15 protein-coding genes and 2 rRNA genes (1 of these 17 cut by a window edge) are annotated in these 18,482 nt (G+C 34.1%); 8 read left to right on the plus strand and 9 right to left on the minus strand.

The window, feature by feature from the left end:
* The 4 genes from ZA07_RS11710 to ZA07_RS11725 form a co-directional block, all read left to right on the plus strand.
* Nucleotides 1-234 (plus strand): 23S ribosomal RNA (locus tag ZA07_RS11710) (it extends 2,587 nt beyond the left edge of the window).
* An 80-nt stretch (nt 235-314) separates the two neighbouring features.
* Nucleotides 315-421, plus strand: a 5S ribosomal RNA gene (gene rrf, locus ZA07_RS11715).
* A 490-nt stretch (nt 422-911) separates the two neighbouring features.
* Nucleotides 912-1,184 carry a hypothetical protein gene (locus ZA07_RS16300; RefSeq protein WP_231628673.1) on the plus strand — a complete coding sequence of 91 codons (273 nt, stop codon included), beginning with the start codon at nt 912-914 and terminating at the stop codon, nt 1,182-1,184.
* 99 nt (nt 1,185-1,283) lie between these two features.
* Nucleotides 1,284-2,183, plus strand: coding sequence for a neutral zinc metallopeptidase (locus ZA07_RS11725; protein WP_053971859.1), 900 nt, complete (start codon nt 1,284-1,286; stop codon nt 2,181-2,183).
* 12 nt (nt 2,184-2,195) lie between these two features.
* On the opposite strand, the gene ZA07_RS11730 is transcribed toward ZA07_RS11725, so the two are convergent.
* The 4 genes from ZA07_RS11730 to ZA07_RS11745 all read right to left on the minus strand — a co-directional run bounded on the left by ZA07_RS11730 (nt 2,196) and on the right by ZA07_RS11745 (nt 6,224).
* Nucleotides 2,196-2,426: a DUF6095 family protein gene (locus tag ZA07_RS11730; protein ID WP_053971860.1), complete on the minus strand. Its 231-nt coding sequence runs from the start codon at nt 2,424-2,426 to the stop codon at nt 2,196-2,198.
* Complete coding sequence (gene murQ, locus ZA07_RS11735) at nt 2,407-3,234, minus strand: N-acetylmuramic acid 6-phosphate etherase (protein ID WP_053971861.1); 828 nt, start codon at nt 3,232-3,234, stop codon at nt 2,407-2,409. Before murQ ends, ZA07_RS11730 begins: the two co-directional genes overlap by 20 nt.
* 93 nt (nt 3,235-3,327) lie before the next feature.
* Entirely contained in the window at nt 3,328-5,553 is a 2,226-nt protein-coding gene (locus ZA07_RS11740; protein ID WP_053971862.1) for an NADP-dependent isocitrate dehydrogenase, read from the minus strand.
* A 95-nt stretch (nt 5,554-5,648) separates the two neighbouring features.
* Nucleotides 5,649-6,224 carry a pentapeptide repeat-containing protein gene (locus tag ZA07_RS11745; protein WP_053971863.1) on the minus strand — a complete coding sequence of 192 codons (576 nt, stop codon included), beginning with the start codon at nt 6,222-6,224 and terminating at the stop codon, nt 5,649-5,651.
* Nucleotides 6,225-6,330: 106 nt separating this feature from the next.
* Between ZA07_RS11745 and ZA07_RS11750 the strand changes: the two genes are divergently transcribed.
* Together ZA07_RS11750 and ZA07_RS11755 are read left to right on the plus strand one after the other, a co-directional pair.
* Nucleotides 6,331-7,656 carry a glycoside hydrolase family 2 TIM barrel-domain containing protein gene (locus tag ZA07_RS11750; RefSeq protein ID WP_157492127.1) on the plus strand — a complete coding sequence of 442 codons (1,326 nt, stop codon included), beginning with the start codon at nt 6,331-6,333 and terminating at the stop codon, nt 7,654-7,656.
* Nucleotides 7,640-11,398: a glycosyltransferase family 2 protein gene (locus ZA07_RS11755; protein ID WP_053971865.1), complete on the plus strand. Its 3,759-nt coding sequence runs from the start codon at nt 7,640-7,642 to the stop codon at nt 11,396-11,398. The genes ZA07_RS11750 and ZA07_RS11755 overlap by 17 nt, the downstream gene beginning before the upstream one ends.
* A gap of 657 nt (nt 11,399-12,055) precedes the next feature.
* Here the strand turns inward: ZA07_RS11755 and rplS are convergent.
* The 5 genes from rplS to ZA07_RS11780 all read right to left on the minus strand — a co-directional run bounded on the left by rplS (nt 12,056) and on the right by ZA07_RS11780 (nt 17,028).
* Nucleotides 12,056-12,409 (minus strand): 50S ribosomal protein L19, encoded by a 354-nt coding sequence (gene rplS / locus ZA07_RS11760; protein ID WP_053972134.1) that lies wholly within the window; start codon nt 12,407-12,409, stop codon nt 12,056-12,058.
* Nucleotides 12,410-12,527: 118 nt separating this feature from the next.
* Entirely contained in the window at nt 12,528-13,205 is a 678-nt protein-coding gene (trmD, locus tag ZA07_RS11765) for a tRNA (guanosine(37)-N1)-methyltransferase TrmD (protein WP_053971866.1), read from the minus strand.
* A gap of 81 nt (nt 13,206-13,286) precedes the next feature.
* Nucleotides 13,287-13,895 (minus strand): hypothetical protein, encoded by a 609-nt coding sequence (locus tag ZA07_RS11770; RefSeq protein ID WP_053971867.1) that lies wholly within the window; start codon nt 13,893-13,895, stop codon nt 13,287-13,289.
* Nucleotides 13,896-14,032: 137 nt separating this feature from the next.
* Complete coding sequence (locus ZA07_RS11775) at nt 14,033-15,481, minus strand: glyceraldehyde-3-phosphate dehydrogenase (RefSeq protein WP_053971868.1); 1,449 nt, start codon at nt 15,479-15,481, stop codon at nt 14,033-14,035.
* A 137-nt stretch (nt 15,482-15,618) separates the two neighbouring features.
* Nucleotides 15,619-17,028 carry a trypsin-like peptidase domain-containing protein gene (locus ZA07_RS11780; protein WP_053971869.1) on the minus strand — a complete coding sequence of 470 codons (1,410 nt, stop codon included), beginning with the start codon at nt 17,026-17,028 and terminating at the stop codon, nt 15,619-15,621.
* 156 nt (nt 17,029-17,184) lie between these two features.
* Between ZA07_RS11780 and dapF the strand changes: the two genes are divergently transcribed.
* Both dapF and ZA07_RS11790 read left to right on the plus strand, forming a co-directional pair.
* Entirely contained in the window at nt 17,185-17,964 is a 780-nt protein-coding gene (gene dapF, locus ZA07_RS11785; RefSeq protein ID WP_053971870.1) for a diaminopimelate epimerase, read from the plus strand.
* On the plus strand, nt 17,958-18,479 hold the full coding sequence (locus ZA07_RS11790) for a GNAT family N-acetyltransferase (protein WP_053971871.1): 522 nt from the start codon (nt 17,958-17,960) through the stop codon (nt 18,477-18,479). Before dapF ends, ZA07_RS11790 begins: the two co-directional genes overlap by 7 nt.
* Nucleotides 18,480-18,482: the final 3 nt, after the last annotated feature.

Here is an 18,482-nt window from a genome sequence, read left to right on the forward strand (position 1 = left end):
CTAGTACGAGAGGACCGAGTTGGACGAACCTCTAGTGTACCTGTTGTTCTGCCAAGGGCATTGCAGGGTAGCTACGTTCGGAAGGGATAAGCGCTGAAAGCATATAAGCGCGAAACCCACCACAAGATGAGATTTCTTTAAAGGGTCGTGGGAGATGACCACGTTGATAGGCTACAGGTGTAAAGGCAGTAATGTCATAGCCGAGTAGTACTAATAACCCGTAGGCTTATTGTACAGCTCTTTTTCATGGAGTAAGTGTAAAAATGTTCTTTTTTCAGTATGTCAAACATATACGGACCTTCGTCCGAAAGATTTAAGGTGGTTATAGCGACGGGGCTCACCTCTTACCATTCCGAACAGAGTAGTTAAGCCCGTTAGCGCCGATGGTACTGCATTGTGGGAGAGTAGGTCGCCGCCTTTTTTGAAAGCACTTGTCATTTGACAGGTGCTTTTTTTGTTTGTAACAATATGGGAAATTCAACTTAACTGTTACAGGCACAATTATTTAGGAGGCTAAGTAATCCTTCGATTTTTTATAAAAATAAAGAAAGGAGATTGTTTACTTTTTCGCTTTAACAAATCGACTGATTATTTATATTGAGTATTTAATCCTTGATTGGTTTAATCTTTCCAAAACTTTTGGTAAGCAGAAAATTCGTTTTTTTGTTTCGGTAAATTTGGGTAATTTGTTGGACATGAATCCTATTATTTCTGCAACTCTTCAAACTCTTTCAAAATCACGTATTCTAATTGAGAATTTAGATGATCAAATTTTAATAAATGCATCTATTGGTCCATATTATTCTAGCATAGGTAGCCACTTAAGACACATCTTCGATTTTTACCATTGTATAATAGACGGAGTTAAGAGCAATCACGTGGACTTAACATGCCGGAAAAGAGACAAAGAAGTGGAAACATCATGTTTATTTGCTTTGGAATATCTTGAAAATATTCAGAGGGGCCTTGGAAATTATCCTAATATTTTATTAGATGAAGTGACTGTCGTTGATGATTTAGGTCTGGGAAAGACTGAAATATTATATACCCATGCATCCTTATTAGCGCAAGCAAATAGTCATGCCATCCACCATTATGCCATCATTAATTATATTCTGCATGGATTGAATGTGTCTATTTCTGACTTACGTTTTGGTTATAATCCCACCACACCTTCGTTATAACTAATTTATTTACAGTTTATAAAAAATGAGATTTTCGTTTAGGGCAATCAAAATTATATTTAAATTGTAATAAAGTTTAAAATCTTATTAATCAATAATATGAAGTGGAAAGGTAGAAGACAGAGTTCAAATGTAGAAGACCGTAGGGGGCAAAGTAGCGGAGGATCAGGTTTGGGTGGCCTTAACCCCATGTTTCTAATTTCTTTGGTTAGGTTTTTGTTTACAAAAACAGGACTTATAATTGCTGGTGTCCTTTTAGTGGGATCTATGTTATTGGGATATAATCCATTAAATTTCATCAGTCAACTGTTTACTGGTTCGCCTGTGACTTCTGAAACATCAGCTCCTTACCAGGGCACTCAAAAGGAAGAAGAGTTGGCAGATTTTAGTGCAACCATCTTAGCAAGCACTGAAGATGTTTGGAATCAATTGATCAGTAATTATGAGGAACCCACTTTAGTCCTATTTACCGGTTCAGTTTCATCTGCTTGTGGGTATGCTTCCAGTGCTACAGGACCTTTTTATTGTCCGGGGGATGACAAGCTTTACTTAGATCTCAGCTTTTTTGATGACATGGAAAGAAAATTGAATGCTCCTGGGGATTTTGCCCAAGCTTATGTTATTGCCCATGAGGTAGGACATCATGTTCAAAACCTTTTGGGTATATCTGATAAGGTTCAAAGATTACGTGGGCAAATGAGTCAAACAGAATTCAATAAATATTCAGTTAGATTGGAATTACAAGCCGATTTTTTAGCAGGCGTTTGGGCGCACCATTCCCAACAAATGACACAAATGATGGAAACTGGAGATTTACAGGAAGCCTTAAATGCGGCCTATGCCATAGGCGACGATCGTTTGCAAAAACAATCATCGGGTAAGGTCGTACCCGACTCTTTCACACATGGTACTTCAGAGCAGCGCATTAGATGGTTTAAAAAAGGCTTTGAGACAGGAGATATCAATCAAGGGGATACGTTTAACACAAATCCCTTGTAGGTTTGAATTCGATTATTTTTTGAACATACTGTCCAAAATCGTTTTTAATCCTTTAAAAGCGAAGAAAACGGCACAACCAGCAACCAATATTCCCAATATTAAAATAGGAATATACAATGGCTTTTCTTGGTTACTAAAAGCAATATGAATTAAACTAGGTCCCAAAAACATACACAATAGGGAAATCCCCATTTTTTTTAGGCCTTCTACCAATACTTTTTTGTTAGTGTGTTTCGTTTCCATGCTTGTAATTTTGAATGGCTTGTCTTACGTTTTTATATGCTTCAAGTAGTTTAGCAGCTTCTTCTTCAGTAACCTTTGTTTCTTGCATAATCATTCTGATTCCCCTATCCACAAGTTTGTTATTACTCAACTGCATGTCTACCATTTTATTTCCTTTGACGTGACCTAATTGAATCATGGTCGCAGTTGTAATCATGTTTAAGACCAATTTTTGAGCAGTTCCAGCTTTCATTCTGGAGCTTCCTGTTACAAATTCAGGACCAACGATAACTTCTATAGGGTATTTTGCAGTTTGTGAGAGTGGACTGTTATGATTGCAGGTGATGCAACCTGTTATGGTATTCATTTCATTACACTTTTTTAATCCGGCAATGACATAAGGTGTCGTTCCAGAGGCTGCAATTCCAACAACAACATCCTTATCTGAAATGTTATAAACCATTAGGTCCTTCCAGGCTTGGTCTTCAGAATCTTCTGCAAACTCCACAGCCTTTCTGATGGCGGAATCTCCACCTGCAATGAGTCCGATGACTAAATCATGAGGAACCCCAAAGGTAGGCGGGCATTCAGAAGCATCCACAATTCCCAGTCTACCGCTTGTACCTGCTCCTATGTAAAACAACCTTCCTCCATCTTTTAGTTTTAATACAATTTGATTTACCAAGGTTTCAATAGATGGAATGGCCTTTTCAACAGCCAATGGAACTGTTTGATCTTCTTTATTAATATTAGTCAATAATTCTGATACACTCATCTTTTCAAGATGGTTGTAAGTGGAATCTTGTTCTGTTGTTTTGGTAAAAGACATATCCAAAAATAATGAAATAATAAAGTATCTAAGTTAGGAGGTTTTAATTTGATTCTAAAAAAAGCCCCCGAATTGGGAGCTTTTTGTTATTGGTTAAATTTGATTTATGATTTCATTGAAGGTTTTACTCGGCCTCATGACATTTTCAGAAAGATCCTGAATTGGCTCATAGTATCCACCAATATTGGCAGCTTTTCCTTGTACACTGTTTAATTCCTTAACAATTGCTTCCTCATTATCACTTAAATCTTTGGCTATTGGTGCAAATTGTTCTTTTAAAGCTATATCTTTATTTTGATCAGCTAATGCTTGTGCCCAGTACATAGACAAATAGAAATGACTTCCACGGTTGTCTAATTCACCTGCTTTTCGTGACGGGCTTTTACCATTTTCCAATAGTTTTTCAGTGGCACTATCTAAGGTGTCTGCTAGGATTTGAGCTTTTTCGTTTTTAAAGGTATCACTTAGGTGCTCTAAGGATACAGCCAAAGCTAAGAATTCACCTAATGAATCCCATCTTAAATGGTTTTCCTCCAATAATTGTTCAACGTGTTTAGGTGCAGAACCTCCGGCACCAGTTTCAAATAAACCACCTCCATTCATTAATGGAACGATTGAAAGCATCTTAGCACTGGTTCCAACTTCTAAGATAGGGAATAGGTCTGTCAAATAATCTCTTAATACATTACCAGTCACTGAAATGGTATCCTCGCCATTTTTTAATCTTTCTAATGTGAAATTCGTAGCAGGTATTGGAGCCAAGATTCTTATGTCTAAACCAGTTGTATCGTACTCTGGTAAATATTTATTAACTTTTTTGATCAATTCTGCATCATGTGCTCTATCTTCATTTAACCAAAATACAGCAGGCGTTTGAGATGCTCTAGCTCTAGTTACGGCTAATTTCACCCAATCTTGAATAGGTAAATCTTTAGTTTGACACATTCTCCAGATATCTCCAACTTCTACTGTGTGCTCCATTAAAACAATGCCTTCTTCATTTACAACCGTTACTTTGCCATTGGTCTCAATTTCAAATGTTTTATCGTGAGAACCATATTCTTCTGCTTTCTGAGCCATTAATCCTACGTTTGGCACGGTACCCATGGTTGTTGGATCAAAAGCGCCATTCTTTTTACAGAAATCAATTGTGGCAGTGTAAACCCCTGCATAACTACTATCAGGAATAACGGCTTTGGTGTCTTGAGATTTGCCATCTGCATTCCACATTTGCCCTGAATTTCTTATCATAGCAGGCATAGAAGCATCAATAATGACATCACTTGGTACATGTAAGTTTGTAATACCTCTATCTGAATTTACCATGGCAAGTGCTGGTCCATTTGCAAAAGCAGCATCAATATCAGCTTCAATTTCAGAACGCTTTTCTTGTGGCAATTCGTCTAATTTGGAAACTAAATTTCCAAATCCGTTGTTTTCCTCAACACCAATTTCTTTTAATAAGGCACCATGCTTAGCAAATACATCCTTAAAGAAAACCTTTACGGCATGTCCAAAAATAATTGGATCCGAAACCTTCATCATGGTAGCTTTCATGTGTAATGAAAACAATACTCCTGTTTTTTTAGCATCGGCAATCTCTGCTTCCAGAAATTGGATTAATGCTTTTTTATTCATGACGGTTCCGTCTATGATCTCTCCATCAAGTAAAGGGAAGCTATCCTTTAAAATAGTTTCTCCTCCTTTTTCATCTGTATGAACAATCTTGATTTTAGTGGCATTTTCAACAGTCACAGACTTCTCATTGTGTGCAAAATCGCCTTGTTCCATTGTGGCAACATGCGATTGAGAATCTGATGTCCAAGGTCCCATGGAATGTGGGTTTTTCTTTGCATAATTTTTAACAGCTTTTGGTGCTCTTCTATCTGAATTTCCTTCCCTTAATACTGGGTTGACCGCACTACCTTTAATTTTGTCGTATCTTGATTTGATACTTTTTTCATCTTCATTTTGTGGGTCTTCAGGATAATTTGGAATATTGAATCCTTTTGATTGAAGTTCTTTGATAGCTGCAAAAAGTTGCGGAACTGATGCGCTAATATTTGGTAGTTTTATAATATTTGTTTCGGGTAATTTCACTAAATCTCCTAATACACCTAAAGCATCCTCGATCTTTTGATCTTCATTCAGAAATTCTGGAAAGGTCGCTAATATTCTCCCTGCCAAAGAAATATCTTTTGTTTCGATATTGATATTTGAAGATTTTGTAAATGCTTTGACTATAGGTAAAAAAGATTGGGTTGCTAAAGCCGGAGCTTCATCTGTTTTGGTGTAAAATATTGTTGAAGATTTAGACATGTTTGGTTGTAATTTTATGCTTTGTGTAATTCTTTTTTTATAAATCGAACAAATATAGTAAATACTATTATTTTTCTTAGACTGAATTGGAGCAATTATTCAATGATAATGCCATATTTAGACAATAATCCTTCCAAATGATCACGAGTGAAAATAGCCTTTTTCAAACTATTATTTTCAGGGTCTATTTGGAAATTATAGGATTGTCGAAAGTCTACTTTTTCTAAAATTGAATTTTGAAATTTTGTATTGATTAGGTTGCAGTTGATTATAGAGCTGGCGGTCAGATTTGTATAAGAGAAATCCGCAGCGTTTAAATTGCAATTTTCGAAAGAAGATTTTGGAATATCCATATTTTGGAAGGAGGCCAACTCCAAATTACAATCCTTAAAAATGAGGGAAATGAGAAAAGGATTGCATTCAAAGAAATGAATTCCTAAAAGTTTACAATTATCAAAAGTAACCTCATTAAAAGTTGCATTTCCCACTTTACAATTACTCATTTGGCAATCAATAAAAGTGCATTCGAGGAAAGAAATATTTGATAAATAGACATCTTGGAAATCACAATTTTTAAAAACGCAATGGTCGTATTCACCCTTTGCTAAACCTTTTTCTAAATAGGATTCGTCCTCGAATAAAAGATCTGAAAAAAATGGAAGTGAATTCATACGTGCAAATATTATTCTTTAATCTGATTTTACATTGGTTTCAACGGAATTTTTCAATTGGAGTGTTGGTTTTCATTAATATTGAATAGGGATATTAAAATTATTAATGCGTAGGAAAGGATTCATCATCGTTTGCCTTCTTTTGCTTGTCATAGTCATAGGAACTTTACTTTTTCTGAAATCGGACCGTGGACACAAAATGAGTGAAAATGCTGCAGTTAGGGTAGTGGAAACCAATGAAGGTTATGAACTTTTAAAAAATGGTAAACCCTTCTACATAAAAGGCGCTTCTGGAGATGGATATATCCAGGAGTTAGTTCAAGCTGGCGGCAATACAATTCGACTTTATGATACCATCAATACAACTAAACAGCTTGATGTAGCATATCAAAAAGGGGTGTCGGTAATTTTGGATATCCCTTTACCAGATTATGGAAGAGGTAAATGGACCTATTCAGATGATCAAGGAGTAAAGAATTTAACTACCTACGTCCAAAAATATGTAAATAAACATAAAAATCATCCAGCTTTACTTTATTGGAATTTGGGAAATGAACTTATCTATCCCCTAACTATTTTTCCTAATCGATTTACCGAAACTGTCAATGATTTAATAGATTTGATTCATGAGGAAGACCCTAACCATCCTATAGCAACTACTGTAGCTGGAACATCTCGAGCCCAAACTTTAGGTATTCATTTGCATTCACCTAAGTTTGATTTAATAGGCTATAATGTTTTTGGTAGTGTGAAAATTTTGGATAAAACCCAAAACCAATTATCTTATTTTTTAAAGCTGAAGCCTTACTATATAAGTGAATGGGGAGATCAAGGACCTTGGGAGGCAAATAATGAGTATTGGTTTTCAATCCAAGAAAAAAAGGGGAGTGAGAAAGCTAGAGGGTATTTCAGGACTTACCAAGATAATATTCTAAATAATCATTCAATGCTAGGATCTACAGCCTTCTATTGGGGCCAAAAGTTTGAAGGTACTCCTGATTGGTTCAATATTTTTGATGAAAAGGGCTATAAATCTCCAATTTATTATGCCTTAAAATCAAGTTGGGAAAAAACAGATCTCATTTATCCTTTAGAGATTGTTTATTTAAAATTTAAAAATTTATCTTCTAAAGATAATCGTATTTTTCGTCCAGAAGAGCCACTAGAAATGGAAACGTTGGCACAATCTAATTATTCAGATTCTTTAACTTACGAGTGGAATCTTTACAAGGAAAGTTCAAGTATATACGAGGGGTGGAAATTATTGAGCTCAGAGTTTAATTTAAAAGGCAAGGGTGAAGAAATTAACTTTAATACCCCTGAAGAAGAAGGTGCATATCGAATGGTTTTAAGGGTATATGACAACCAACAAAATTATTCGACAGCAAATATTTCGTTTTACGTCCTGAATCCTAATGACAAAAAAGAATAAAAATCAAAATAGCCTACGTATTTTAAGAGTGATGATTCTGATAGGAGTCCTCAGTCTCATTAATTTTTTCTATTGGTTTTTTAAACCAGATTTAGTTGAAAACAGACCGTTGTTTCTTCTTTTAACTTGTGTTATCTTTTTTGATACGTTTCGATTGTTATACACGTGGTATCATTATTGGGGTATTTCAATTCCTAATAAACCAAAACATAGGACTTCCTATAAGGTAGATGTATTTACTACATTTTGTGATGGTGAGCCCATAGATATGGTTACCCAAACCCTTTTGGCTATTAAGAAAATGGATTATCCGCATGAAACTTATTTATGTGATGAAGATGATAATGCATACCTAAAAAATTTCTGTAAAGAAAATGGAATAATACATGTGACTAGAACAAGTAAGGAAAATGCAAAGGCCGGTAATATTAATAATGCCCTTAAAATAGCTACCGGTGATGTTTGTGTTATAATGGATCCTGACCATGTGCCGGAAACCAATTTTTTAACCGAGTTATTACCCTATTTTGAAGATGAAAAAATAGGATTTGTGCAGTCTGTTCAAGGATACTACAACCAGAATGAATCCAAAGTAGCTTTGGGTGCGGCAGAACAAACCTATCAGTTCTATGGTCCTGTTATGATGTCCATGAATTCTTATGGTACAGTAAATGCTATTGGAGCGAATTGTGTTTTTAGAAGGAAGGCTTTGGATTCCATAGGAGGGCATTCTCCAGGCCTTTCTGAGGATATGCATACGGCGATGCAATTGTATGCCAAGGGTTGGAAATCGGTATACGTTCCTAAAATGCTTACCAAAGGATTAGTACCATCAACTTTAAGTTCTTATTTCAAGCAACAATTAAAATGGTCTAGAGGAACCTTTGAGTTATTAATCAGTGTTTTTCCTAAATTATTTTCAAATTTCACTTTAAGGCAGAAGTTGCATTTTGGAATTATTCCCTTGCATTATCTTGCGGGGATCGTCTACTTTTTTGTTTTATTGATTCCTATTCTCTCTTTATTTTTTAGTACCACTCCATGGCGAGGAAATATTTATAATTTTTGGCTCATTACACTTCCTATTTTTGCCTCTATTCTAGGGATAAGGTTATTTGTTCAAAAATGGATCATTAAAAAATCGGAAAGGGGAATGCATATCACAGGTGGATTGCTTTTTCATACAACCTGGTCTATATTCATATTAGGAGTCTTTTATAGTTTGATTAGGAAAAAGATCCCCTATATCCCAACCCCCAAAACAGGTGAAGATAAAACGCCTTTTGCCTTGATAGCGCCTAATTTATTTATGGGAATTCTAAGTGTTGCAGCAATTATTTATGGCTTGCAACGTGATTTTACACCATTTTCGCTTTTCATGTCTGGTTTTGCATTATGGAATGCAAGTGATATGTTTTACACTTTAGTATTCGCTTTTGAAAAGACCAATCCCATTTCTATTGAAACTAGTGAGGTAGAAATTAAAAAATCATTTTTCAAAAATCAATTTTTTAATTTCTGGCAAAGTGCAGGGATTATTATTGTGTTGATCATATTTGGACTCAGTGTTTACTTTCAAGTTCAAAACGAAAAACTTAAACTTAATGGAGTAGTGGTTGAAGAAATGTTTGAAGCTCCAAAATTAACTTATCTAGGTTGCTATTATCCTGAATCCGACAATGGTTTCACAAGTTTAAAAAGAGCTAATCAGTTTTCCGCAAATCACGAATTTCATCCAGATATTATTTCTGTTTACCTTCCTTGGGATAAAAATATAGAATCAACATTTCCTTCAAACTATTTAGATTCAATTTTCATTAATAAGTCCTTGCCTCTTATCACATGGGAGCCGTGGCTAAATAGTTTTCAAATAGAAAGACAAGAAAATAGAAATGTTTATCAATTGATTAATGAAGGGGTATTTGATGTCTATATAACTCAATTTGCGAAGAAGCTTAAGGAATTAAAAAAGCCAATTTTTTTAAGATTTGCTCATGAGTTTGATAATCCATTTTATCCTTGGTTTGTTGAAGGTGAAGCGCAATCATTTCAATTTAAAGAGGCTTGGGTAAAGGTTCATAGTATTTTTAATGAAGTAAAAGCTCATAATGTCATATGGGTATGGAATCCTTGGAAGAGCGAGAATGTGAAGGCTTTTTATCCAGGAAATGATTTTGTTGATTGGATTGGTTTGGACATTCTTAATTATGAATCAAATAAAGATTCTAAAGGTTGGTATTCCTTTGATGAATTGTATACTTTTTTTAGAGATAATTTAGATGGTGTCTCTGATAAGCCGGTAATCATTGCCGAATTTGGTAGTGTTGGAAATGATAAAGAAAGTCAGGCTAATTGGATTGAAAATGGAATTTCAGACTTGCAGAGTAAATACCCAGAAATTCAGGCCGTTGTATTTTTTAACAGTAGGGTGGATGATAATATTCCTGTGGGAATCCAAAATGAAGAACTTGTATATGATTGGACATTTAAGGATGGTGTTGAGTTAAATTTTGGTAAGTTTAAAAGGAATAATAAATTATATTCACATTATTCACTTTTAGAAAATAGAAAAGTTGATGAAAATTTCAATATTCAGGATAATACTTTTGCAGGAAAGAAGCTTAGGGAGACAAATATTTATGGTGTTAACATAAATAAAGGCCAAAACTGGAAAAGTGACTACCATGTTTTAAATAGAATTAATTTGAAAAAGGATTTTCAAAGAATGAAAACTGCAGGAATAAATACAGTTAAATTCATTGAAAATACTACCTATGACTACAATTTACTTGAAATTAGTAAAGAGAACGAACTTAACGTTAACTACAGTTTTTTTATTCCATTAAACACTAACTTTTTAGAGGTTAATAAAGAAACTGATGAGTTAAAAACAAATATTCTAAAAAGGGTAAGGAAGTATCAAAAATATAATCATATTATATCATGGAGTTTTGAAAATGATTTTTACTCCAAACTTCCTAATAATATTAAAGAACCGGACCTTACTCTATATAGAAACGGCTATTTAAATTGGTTGAAAACCGTGGTTTCTGGAATACGACAAATTTCAGATGAAAATATTTTCATTGGAATAGAAGGAGAGGGAAACCTTTTAAATAAATTGGAGTTTTATTCAGATGTTTTTAAACAAGATATCGGGATTAATATACAGCTAAAGAGTGATCAGTTGCAAGAAGGGGCTTGGGATTACATAAATAATCTTGGAGTTCCAGTTTCCTTAGATTATTTAGGTGATGAAATCTCAACTAATTGGAAAGAATTAGCAAATGGAAAGTCATTTTATTATGTATCATGGCAAGATCAATTTGCAATAAATAAGTTAACGTTTGATGGTTTAATTGATAGGAAGGGAAGATTGAAAAATAAGTATTTTGATTTCATTGAAAGCTTTGGAGAGCCCAAGTTTAAATATGATGCTCCGAACATTAAAATATTAAAACAAAATAAAACTTTCTACCCAGGAAACGTTGTAGTGTGTTATGCCATGTTTTATGGTGATAGAATAGGATGGGAAATGGGGGGTAATCAAGGAAACTATAGATATGAATGGAATTTATTAAAATACAAAGGGGAAAAAGAATGTATTTCTATTGAGAAAGTAGGAGAGGGAAGTGAGGTTTATTTAAAAGTTCCAAAAGACCCGAATAGTTATAAATTGATGTTAACCGTAATTGACAAAGAAAATGTAGTGACACAAACATTTACAGATTTAAAACCATAAAAACAGAATTCAAGATATCATAAAAAACAAAAGCCATATCACTATAGTTGTAAAACTACTTTGACATGGCTTTCTTCGAAATAGCTCTGCGTGACCTATTTAGTATGACTACTAAAGTTACAATTTACATCGTTTCGGTTCAAGTTTTACTATTTCAAAATGAAACATTTTCAATTTTCAAAATGTATTGACCTATTGACAATGTTTCGATGATTGTTCTCCTTGATTTTGCTTAATTGACATACTCCACTTTCGTAAGTTATGTTTTTAAACAAAATTGCTTTTTCTTTTAACCGTTTCTTTCGATTCAGTTAATTTCCAAAACTTTCAATTGATTTCCATTTAAACTGCTCATGCATTCTAAACTTCTCTTCAATATCATGATTCCTTTAGTTCCACGCCTACACGCTTTCCTCAGAACCTCGAAAAACAAATCTATTTTTAAAGAACGTTACTTTAAATACAATTAAACTTTTTTAGTTCGATCTAAAAGCAACTAGGTTGCTGCTCAATTGTTGTACTAAAGTATGATAGGACATTAAATATACAAAATTTTTAACCAATTAGATGTTAAATTGTTATAAACTTCACTTATTAACATTTGTTAATAAAAAAAGCCCTGTATATACAGGGCTTTTAAAAGTTATGAAACGTTTATTAACGTTTAAGGCTTTCTTTGATTCTTGCTTTTTTACCAGTAAGACCTCTAAAGTAGTAAATACGTGCTCTACGTACTTTACCTCTTTTGTTTACCTCAATTTTTTGTAAAGCTGGCATGTTGATAGGTATAATTCTTTCTACACCTACAGTTCCAGACATTTTTCTGATTGTAAAGGTTTCAGAAGCACCTGTTCCTCTTCTTTGGATTACAACTCCTCTAAAGAACTGTGTACGAACTTTATCACCTTCTCTAATTTCATAATAAACAGTGATTGTGTCTCCAGCGCTAAAATCTGGAAAGTCCTTTTTTTGGATAAATTCGTCTTGTACAAATTTTACTAAAGATTCCATGTCTTTAAAATTAAATGGTTGAATCGAAGCAACATGCACGGTTTTCGCCAGAGGTTAATCCGAAATTGGATGCAAAAATAGGTAATAATATCTAATTTACAATTAATTGGAATAAAAATTATTCATCCAAAAGATCTGGCCTTCTTTGCTTTGTTCTTTCATATGCCTGATCCTCTCTCCATTTTTCAATTTTAGGAAAATTTCCGCTAAAAAGAATTTCTGGTACGTCCCAGCCGTTATATGATCTGGGCCTAGTATAAATAGGAGGCGCCAATAAATTATCCTGAAAGGAGTCTGTTAAAGCTGAAGTTTCATTACCTAAAACACCTGGAATAAGTCTAATGACAGCATCACATAAAACTGCGGCGCCCAATTCCCCTCCAGAAAGGACATAATCACCTATTGAAATTTCTTTGGTTATAAAATGATCACGAACTCTTTGATCAACACCCTTATAATGACCGCAGAGGATGATGATGTTTTCCTGTAGTGAAATTTGATTGGCTATTTTTTGATTTAATGTGGTCCCATCTGGAGTCATATAAATGATATCGTCATAATGTCTCTCAGACTTTAATTGGGATATGCATTTGTCAATGGGCTCCACCATCATGACCATACCTGCACCTCCACCAAATTGATAGTCATCCACAGTTTTATAATTGTCAGTAGTATAATCTCTTAAATTATGAAAATGAACTTCAACTAACTCAGCCTCAATAGCTCTTTTCATAATTGATGCCTCAAATGGACTTTTTAAAAGTTCTGGGAGCACGGTAATGATATCAATCCTCATAATATCTCGTTTCTATAGGATGCAAATAAAAAAAATCTGTAATTGAAATTACAGATTTTTAAATGAAAATTATGAATTCTTTTAGTTGCCGCTCTTTTGTTTGTTGATTTCATCCTGCAACTGACGTCTTACTTTTTGCTCACGCTCCAAAGCTGTCCTTCTATGCTCTTCAAACTCTTCTTCTATATCAGCTAAAGACTTTTTAGCACTTTTGGTTACCGCATTACTGTTTTTGAATTGATAAATAAAGAAAAGTAAAAGGGCTAATAAGCCGCCAATAATAGACCACATTAAAACATTGTAACTTGACTTACTCATTTGAAGTCCAAATAAAGCCATATTGTTTTTTTCTTCTTCTGTTTTACCTAAAGTGGTCTGGGTGTTTGCCAAATTGGCTTTTAATCCGTCTATTTCTTCGGTTTGATTTTGAACCACGGCTCGAGTATCGGCCAATTCCTTATGAACAGCTTTTAAAGAGTCCAAGGTATGAGCTTTTAATTCATACAGCCATACCTTTTTAACCACTTTATAGTCTTTATAATTGTTTGATTTTCTAATGAGATATTCAAATTGGTTATCTATAGAACCTTCATATAAAGAAAGTTTATCATCTTCATCATCATTATTCTGGGCTAGTAAGCTTAATGGGGTAAGGGTCAATAAAATTAAAAACAGCTTTACAAACTTCATTAGGTCAATTTATTTTGATTGTTGGATTTTACGAAAGTAAGAAATTATGTTTATTTTCAGTTTAAGTTCAATAAAAAGCCTCACTGTTGTGAGGCTTTTTTAATATACGGACGAAATATTATTTTGGACGTTTGATACTAATAATAAGTATAACGTCTTACTTTGGCAATGTATTTGGCAAGTCTAATAACTTGATGGCTATAGCCATATTCATTATCATACCAAATATATAGTACAGCATTTTTGCCATCTTCTCTAACAATAGTGGCTTTACTATCATAGATGGATGGTGCAGAGCTTCCAACAATATCACTTGATACTAATTCATCGTTCATTTCATATTTGATTTGTTCAACCAAACTTCCTTCCAAAGCATACTTTTTTAAAGTTGTATTGATGCCTTCTTGGGATGTTGACTGATTTAAATCCAAATTTAAAATGGCAAGAGATCCATTGGGAACAGGCACTCTAATGGCGTTGGAGGTTAATTTCCCTTCTAGGGAAGGCAAAGCCTTGGCTACTGCTTTTCCAGCACCTGTTTCAGTTATAACCATATTTAAACCGGCAGCACGACCTCTTCGATACTTTTTGTGAAAATTGTCCACTAGGTTTTGGTCATTTGTATATGCATGAATTGTTTCTAAATGCCCTGATTTAATACCAAAAGTTTCATCCAATGCTTTTAAGATTGGAGTAATAGCATTGGTTGTACAGGAAGCAGCAGAAAAGATGTCAACCTTGTCAGGGTCATTTTCCAAATGATTAACCCCGTGAACAATATTAGGAATCCCTTTTCCTGGAGCAGTCAATAAAACCTTTTCAACACCTTTAGCTTGAAGGTGTCTAGATAAAGCTTCATGGTCTCTAAAAGCTCCTGTGTTATCTATAACCAAAGCATCATGAATGCCATATTCGGTATAATCAATATCTTCTGGGTTATTTGCAGAAATGATGTTTACGGTAGTTCCGTTGATAATTAAAGACTTATTTACCAAATCTGTAATGACTGTACCTTCAAAATCACCATGAACCGAATCATTCTTTAATAAAGAAGCTCTTTTTTCTAAAATAGTTTCTGTAATCTCTCCTCGAGTGACAATAGCGCGTAATCTTAATTGTGAACCTTTCCCAGTTCTAGCCATTAATTCTCTAGCTACCAATCTTCCAATTCTTCCAAAACCGTAAAGAATGACATCTTTTGGTTTAATACCATTTTCTTTTGAAGCATCCTTTAATTTGTTTGCAACAAAGTTTAGAGCATTACTATAGCTATTTTCCTCAAGATGGTATTCGTAGGTCAATTTTCCAATATCCAATTTGGCAGGAGGTAGGTCAAGGGTTTGAATAGCTTGAGCAATTTCAACTGAATCAAAAATTGAGATCGGTTTTTGAACAAATTCACCAGCATATTCATGAAGGTTTAAAATTTGACTCACATTACGATCAATCAGTTGATTTCTGAAAAGCACTAGTTCTATTGATTTGTCATACCATAAATCGCTAATGATATTAATAAATTCAACAGTTGCTTTTCGTCTGTCTGCTTGAAAAGCCAATTCATTTTCATAAGCTTCTTTAAAACTCATTGTCTTTAGTTTAAATTGTGTTGTGTTTAAATTTGGTGCAAAAGTATATATTTCAAACGTTTTCGTAAAACTATTTTTAAATAAAAAAAGCCTCTAGTTTTCCTAAAGGCTTTTCTTAAGTTTAGATGGTATTTGAACTACCTAAAGTTGTATTTTTCCAACTCACCATTTGAATTGATCAATTCTATTCTCAACGGCTCATAGGGAGATCTATTTTTTATAATTTCTTGAACATCGTCTACATCTTTTACTTTTTCATTATTGATACTTATTATGATGTTTCCTTCATTAACATTATTTGCTCTAAGGTAATTAGCATAGGCTTCTCCCAATTGAGCAATTTTCACACCACTTGAAACACCATATTTTTTTAACTCGCTTGCATTGGCGTTTTTCAGTACCCCAAACTGTGGGATCGTAAAAGATTGATTTCTTACTAAGGTAGCCTGAATCGTTTTTATATTATCATCCCTTAAGATTGTTACTTGCACATCATCTCCTGGTCTTTTGGTATTCAAATAACCGCTTAAGTCAGAAAATTTAGTGATATCTATGTTGTCAATTTTCTTAATAATGTCTCCAGATTGTATGCCTGCTTTATCTGCACCAGAACCTTCTTCAACACTATCTACATAGAATCCTTGGGTTTCATTGATGCTTAATTTTTCAGAAATAGCATTATTTAGCGCACCTCCAGTAACACCAAGTACACCATTTTGTACGTTTCCGAATTCAATAATATCCTCAACTACTTTTCTTGCGATATTACTTGGAACTGCAAAGGAATATCCTATATATGAACCAGTCTGGGAAGATATAGCTGTGTTAATTCCAATCAATTCACCCCTGGAATTTACCAAAGCACCACCTGAATTACCTGGATTTACTGCGGCATCGGTTTGAATAAAGGATTGATTAAATTTTCCGCCAGACAAATCTCTGGATTTGGCACTTATAATTCCAGCAGTGACAGTAGAAGTTAAATTGAATGGGTTCCCAACGGCTAATACCCATTCTCCAATTTTAGCTTGATCACTATCTCCAAATGTAGAGTATGGTAAATCTTCTTCAGGATTGATTTTTATTAGAGCAATATCAGTGCGACTATCAGTTCCAATCAATTCGGCATCATAAGTTTTATTATCATTTAGAGTAACTGTAAGTTTGTTTGCTCCATCAATCACGTGATTATTAGTAATGATATAACCGTCCGGTGAAATAATGACACCGGAACCTGAACCAACTTGAGGTCTTTGGGCAGAACGACCAAAGATTAAATCTTGAAAAGTGATTCTATCAGAAGTACCAAAAGAAGTGTTCATGACGTGAACTACAGAATGAACGGTATTTTCAGCGGCATTTGTAAAATCAATGGCATTTTCAGGAAAATAATTTGTATTCGAATGGCTTACGGGGATGGCATAATTTGAGGAGTCTTGTGTCTTTGAAAAAGCAGGTTGCTCCTTTTCGATAAATAATTTGTAACTGGCCAAGGTAATGGCTCCACCTAAAACCGATACTAGTACTAACGATGTTATTTTTTTCATGGGGAAAAAGGTTTTTGGTTTATAATTAATTTATTAACGTTTAAAATTACCTCTTTATTGAAATTTGCTAAATTCTTTTAACGATTTTTAACGTGCCCTTTAACGGGTGTTTAACAGCTATAAAAGCCAGCTAATATTTCTATATTTGCATTTCTTATGAAAATGACATTTTACAAATATCAAGGAACTGGGAACGACTTTGTCATGATTGACAATCGGCAACAAGATTTTGCCAAAACCAACACCAAATTGGTGGCTCATTTATGTGATAGACGATTTGGTATTGGGGCAGATGGGTTAATCCTTTTGGAGAATCATGAAACGTATGATTTTAGAATGGTCTATTACAATTCCGATGGTAATGAAAGTTCCATGTGTGGAAATGGGGGTAGGTGTTTGGTGGCATTTGCCAATTTTTTAGGTGTCATTAAAAGTAAGGCTACTTTTGAAGCGGTAGATGGTTTACATCATGCCACTATAGAAAATGGTTTGGTTCATCTCCAAATGTTGGATGTGAAAGATATTGAAAATCACAAAGACTATATGTTTCTCAATACAGGATCTCCGCATCATGTGCAAATCCAAGATAATCTGGAAAATTTCAATATAAAATCGGAAGGAGCAAAAATAAGATATGGGCAACCTTATGGACAAAAGGGAACTAATGTCAATTTTGTATCTCAAATTGATGATAACACCTTTAAAGTAAGAACCTATGAGCGGGGGGTTGAGGATGAGACTCTGTCTTGTGGTACGGGTGTAACAGCGGTGGCCATTGCAATGCATTCTTTGGGACTAGCCCAAAACACTCTAATTCATTTGAATGTAGAAGGGGGTAAGCTAAGAGTGTCTTTTGACAAAAAGGGAGATATTTATGAAAATGTTTGGTTAATTGGACCAGCAGAACAAGTTTTTAAAGGAGAATTCCTATGCTAACTTTGAAAGGAGATCAAGTTTACCTTAGGGCTCTTGAGCCTGAAGACTTAGAATTCATTTATGAAATTGAAAATGATGAGACAGTTTGGGAGGTAAGTTTAACGCAAACACCCTATTCCAGATATCTTATAAAGCAGTATTTGGAAAATGCACATAAAGATATATATGAAGTCAAACAATTAAGACTTGTGATTTGTCTACATTCTAGTGAAACCGTTGGGCTTATAGATTTATTTGATTTCGATGTTCAAAACAAACGAGCAGGCGTGGGGATATTGATAAACAGCCAAGAGCAGCGTTATAAAGGTTTTGGTAAAGAGGCATTACAACTTGTTGTGAAATATGGTAAAAAACACTTAGGACTGCATCAATTATATTGTAACATTGCTGAAAATAATGAACCTAGTTTGAAGCTATTTCAAAACCAAGGATTTGAAATAGTAGGTCTTAAAAAAGACTGGAATCTTGTTCAGGGGGCATTTAAAAATGAATATTTATTACAACACATACTTTAACTC

Origin of the sequence: Mangrovimonas sp. ST2L15, assembly GCF_001280515.1 — a bacterium.
GTDB classification, from domain to species: domain Bacteria; phylum Bacteroidota; class Bacteroidia; order Flavobacteriales; family Flavobacteriaceae; genus Mangrovimonas; species Mangrovimonas futianensis.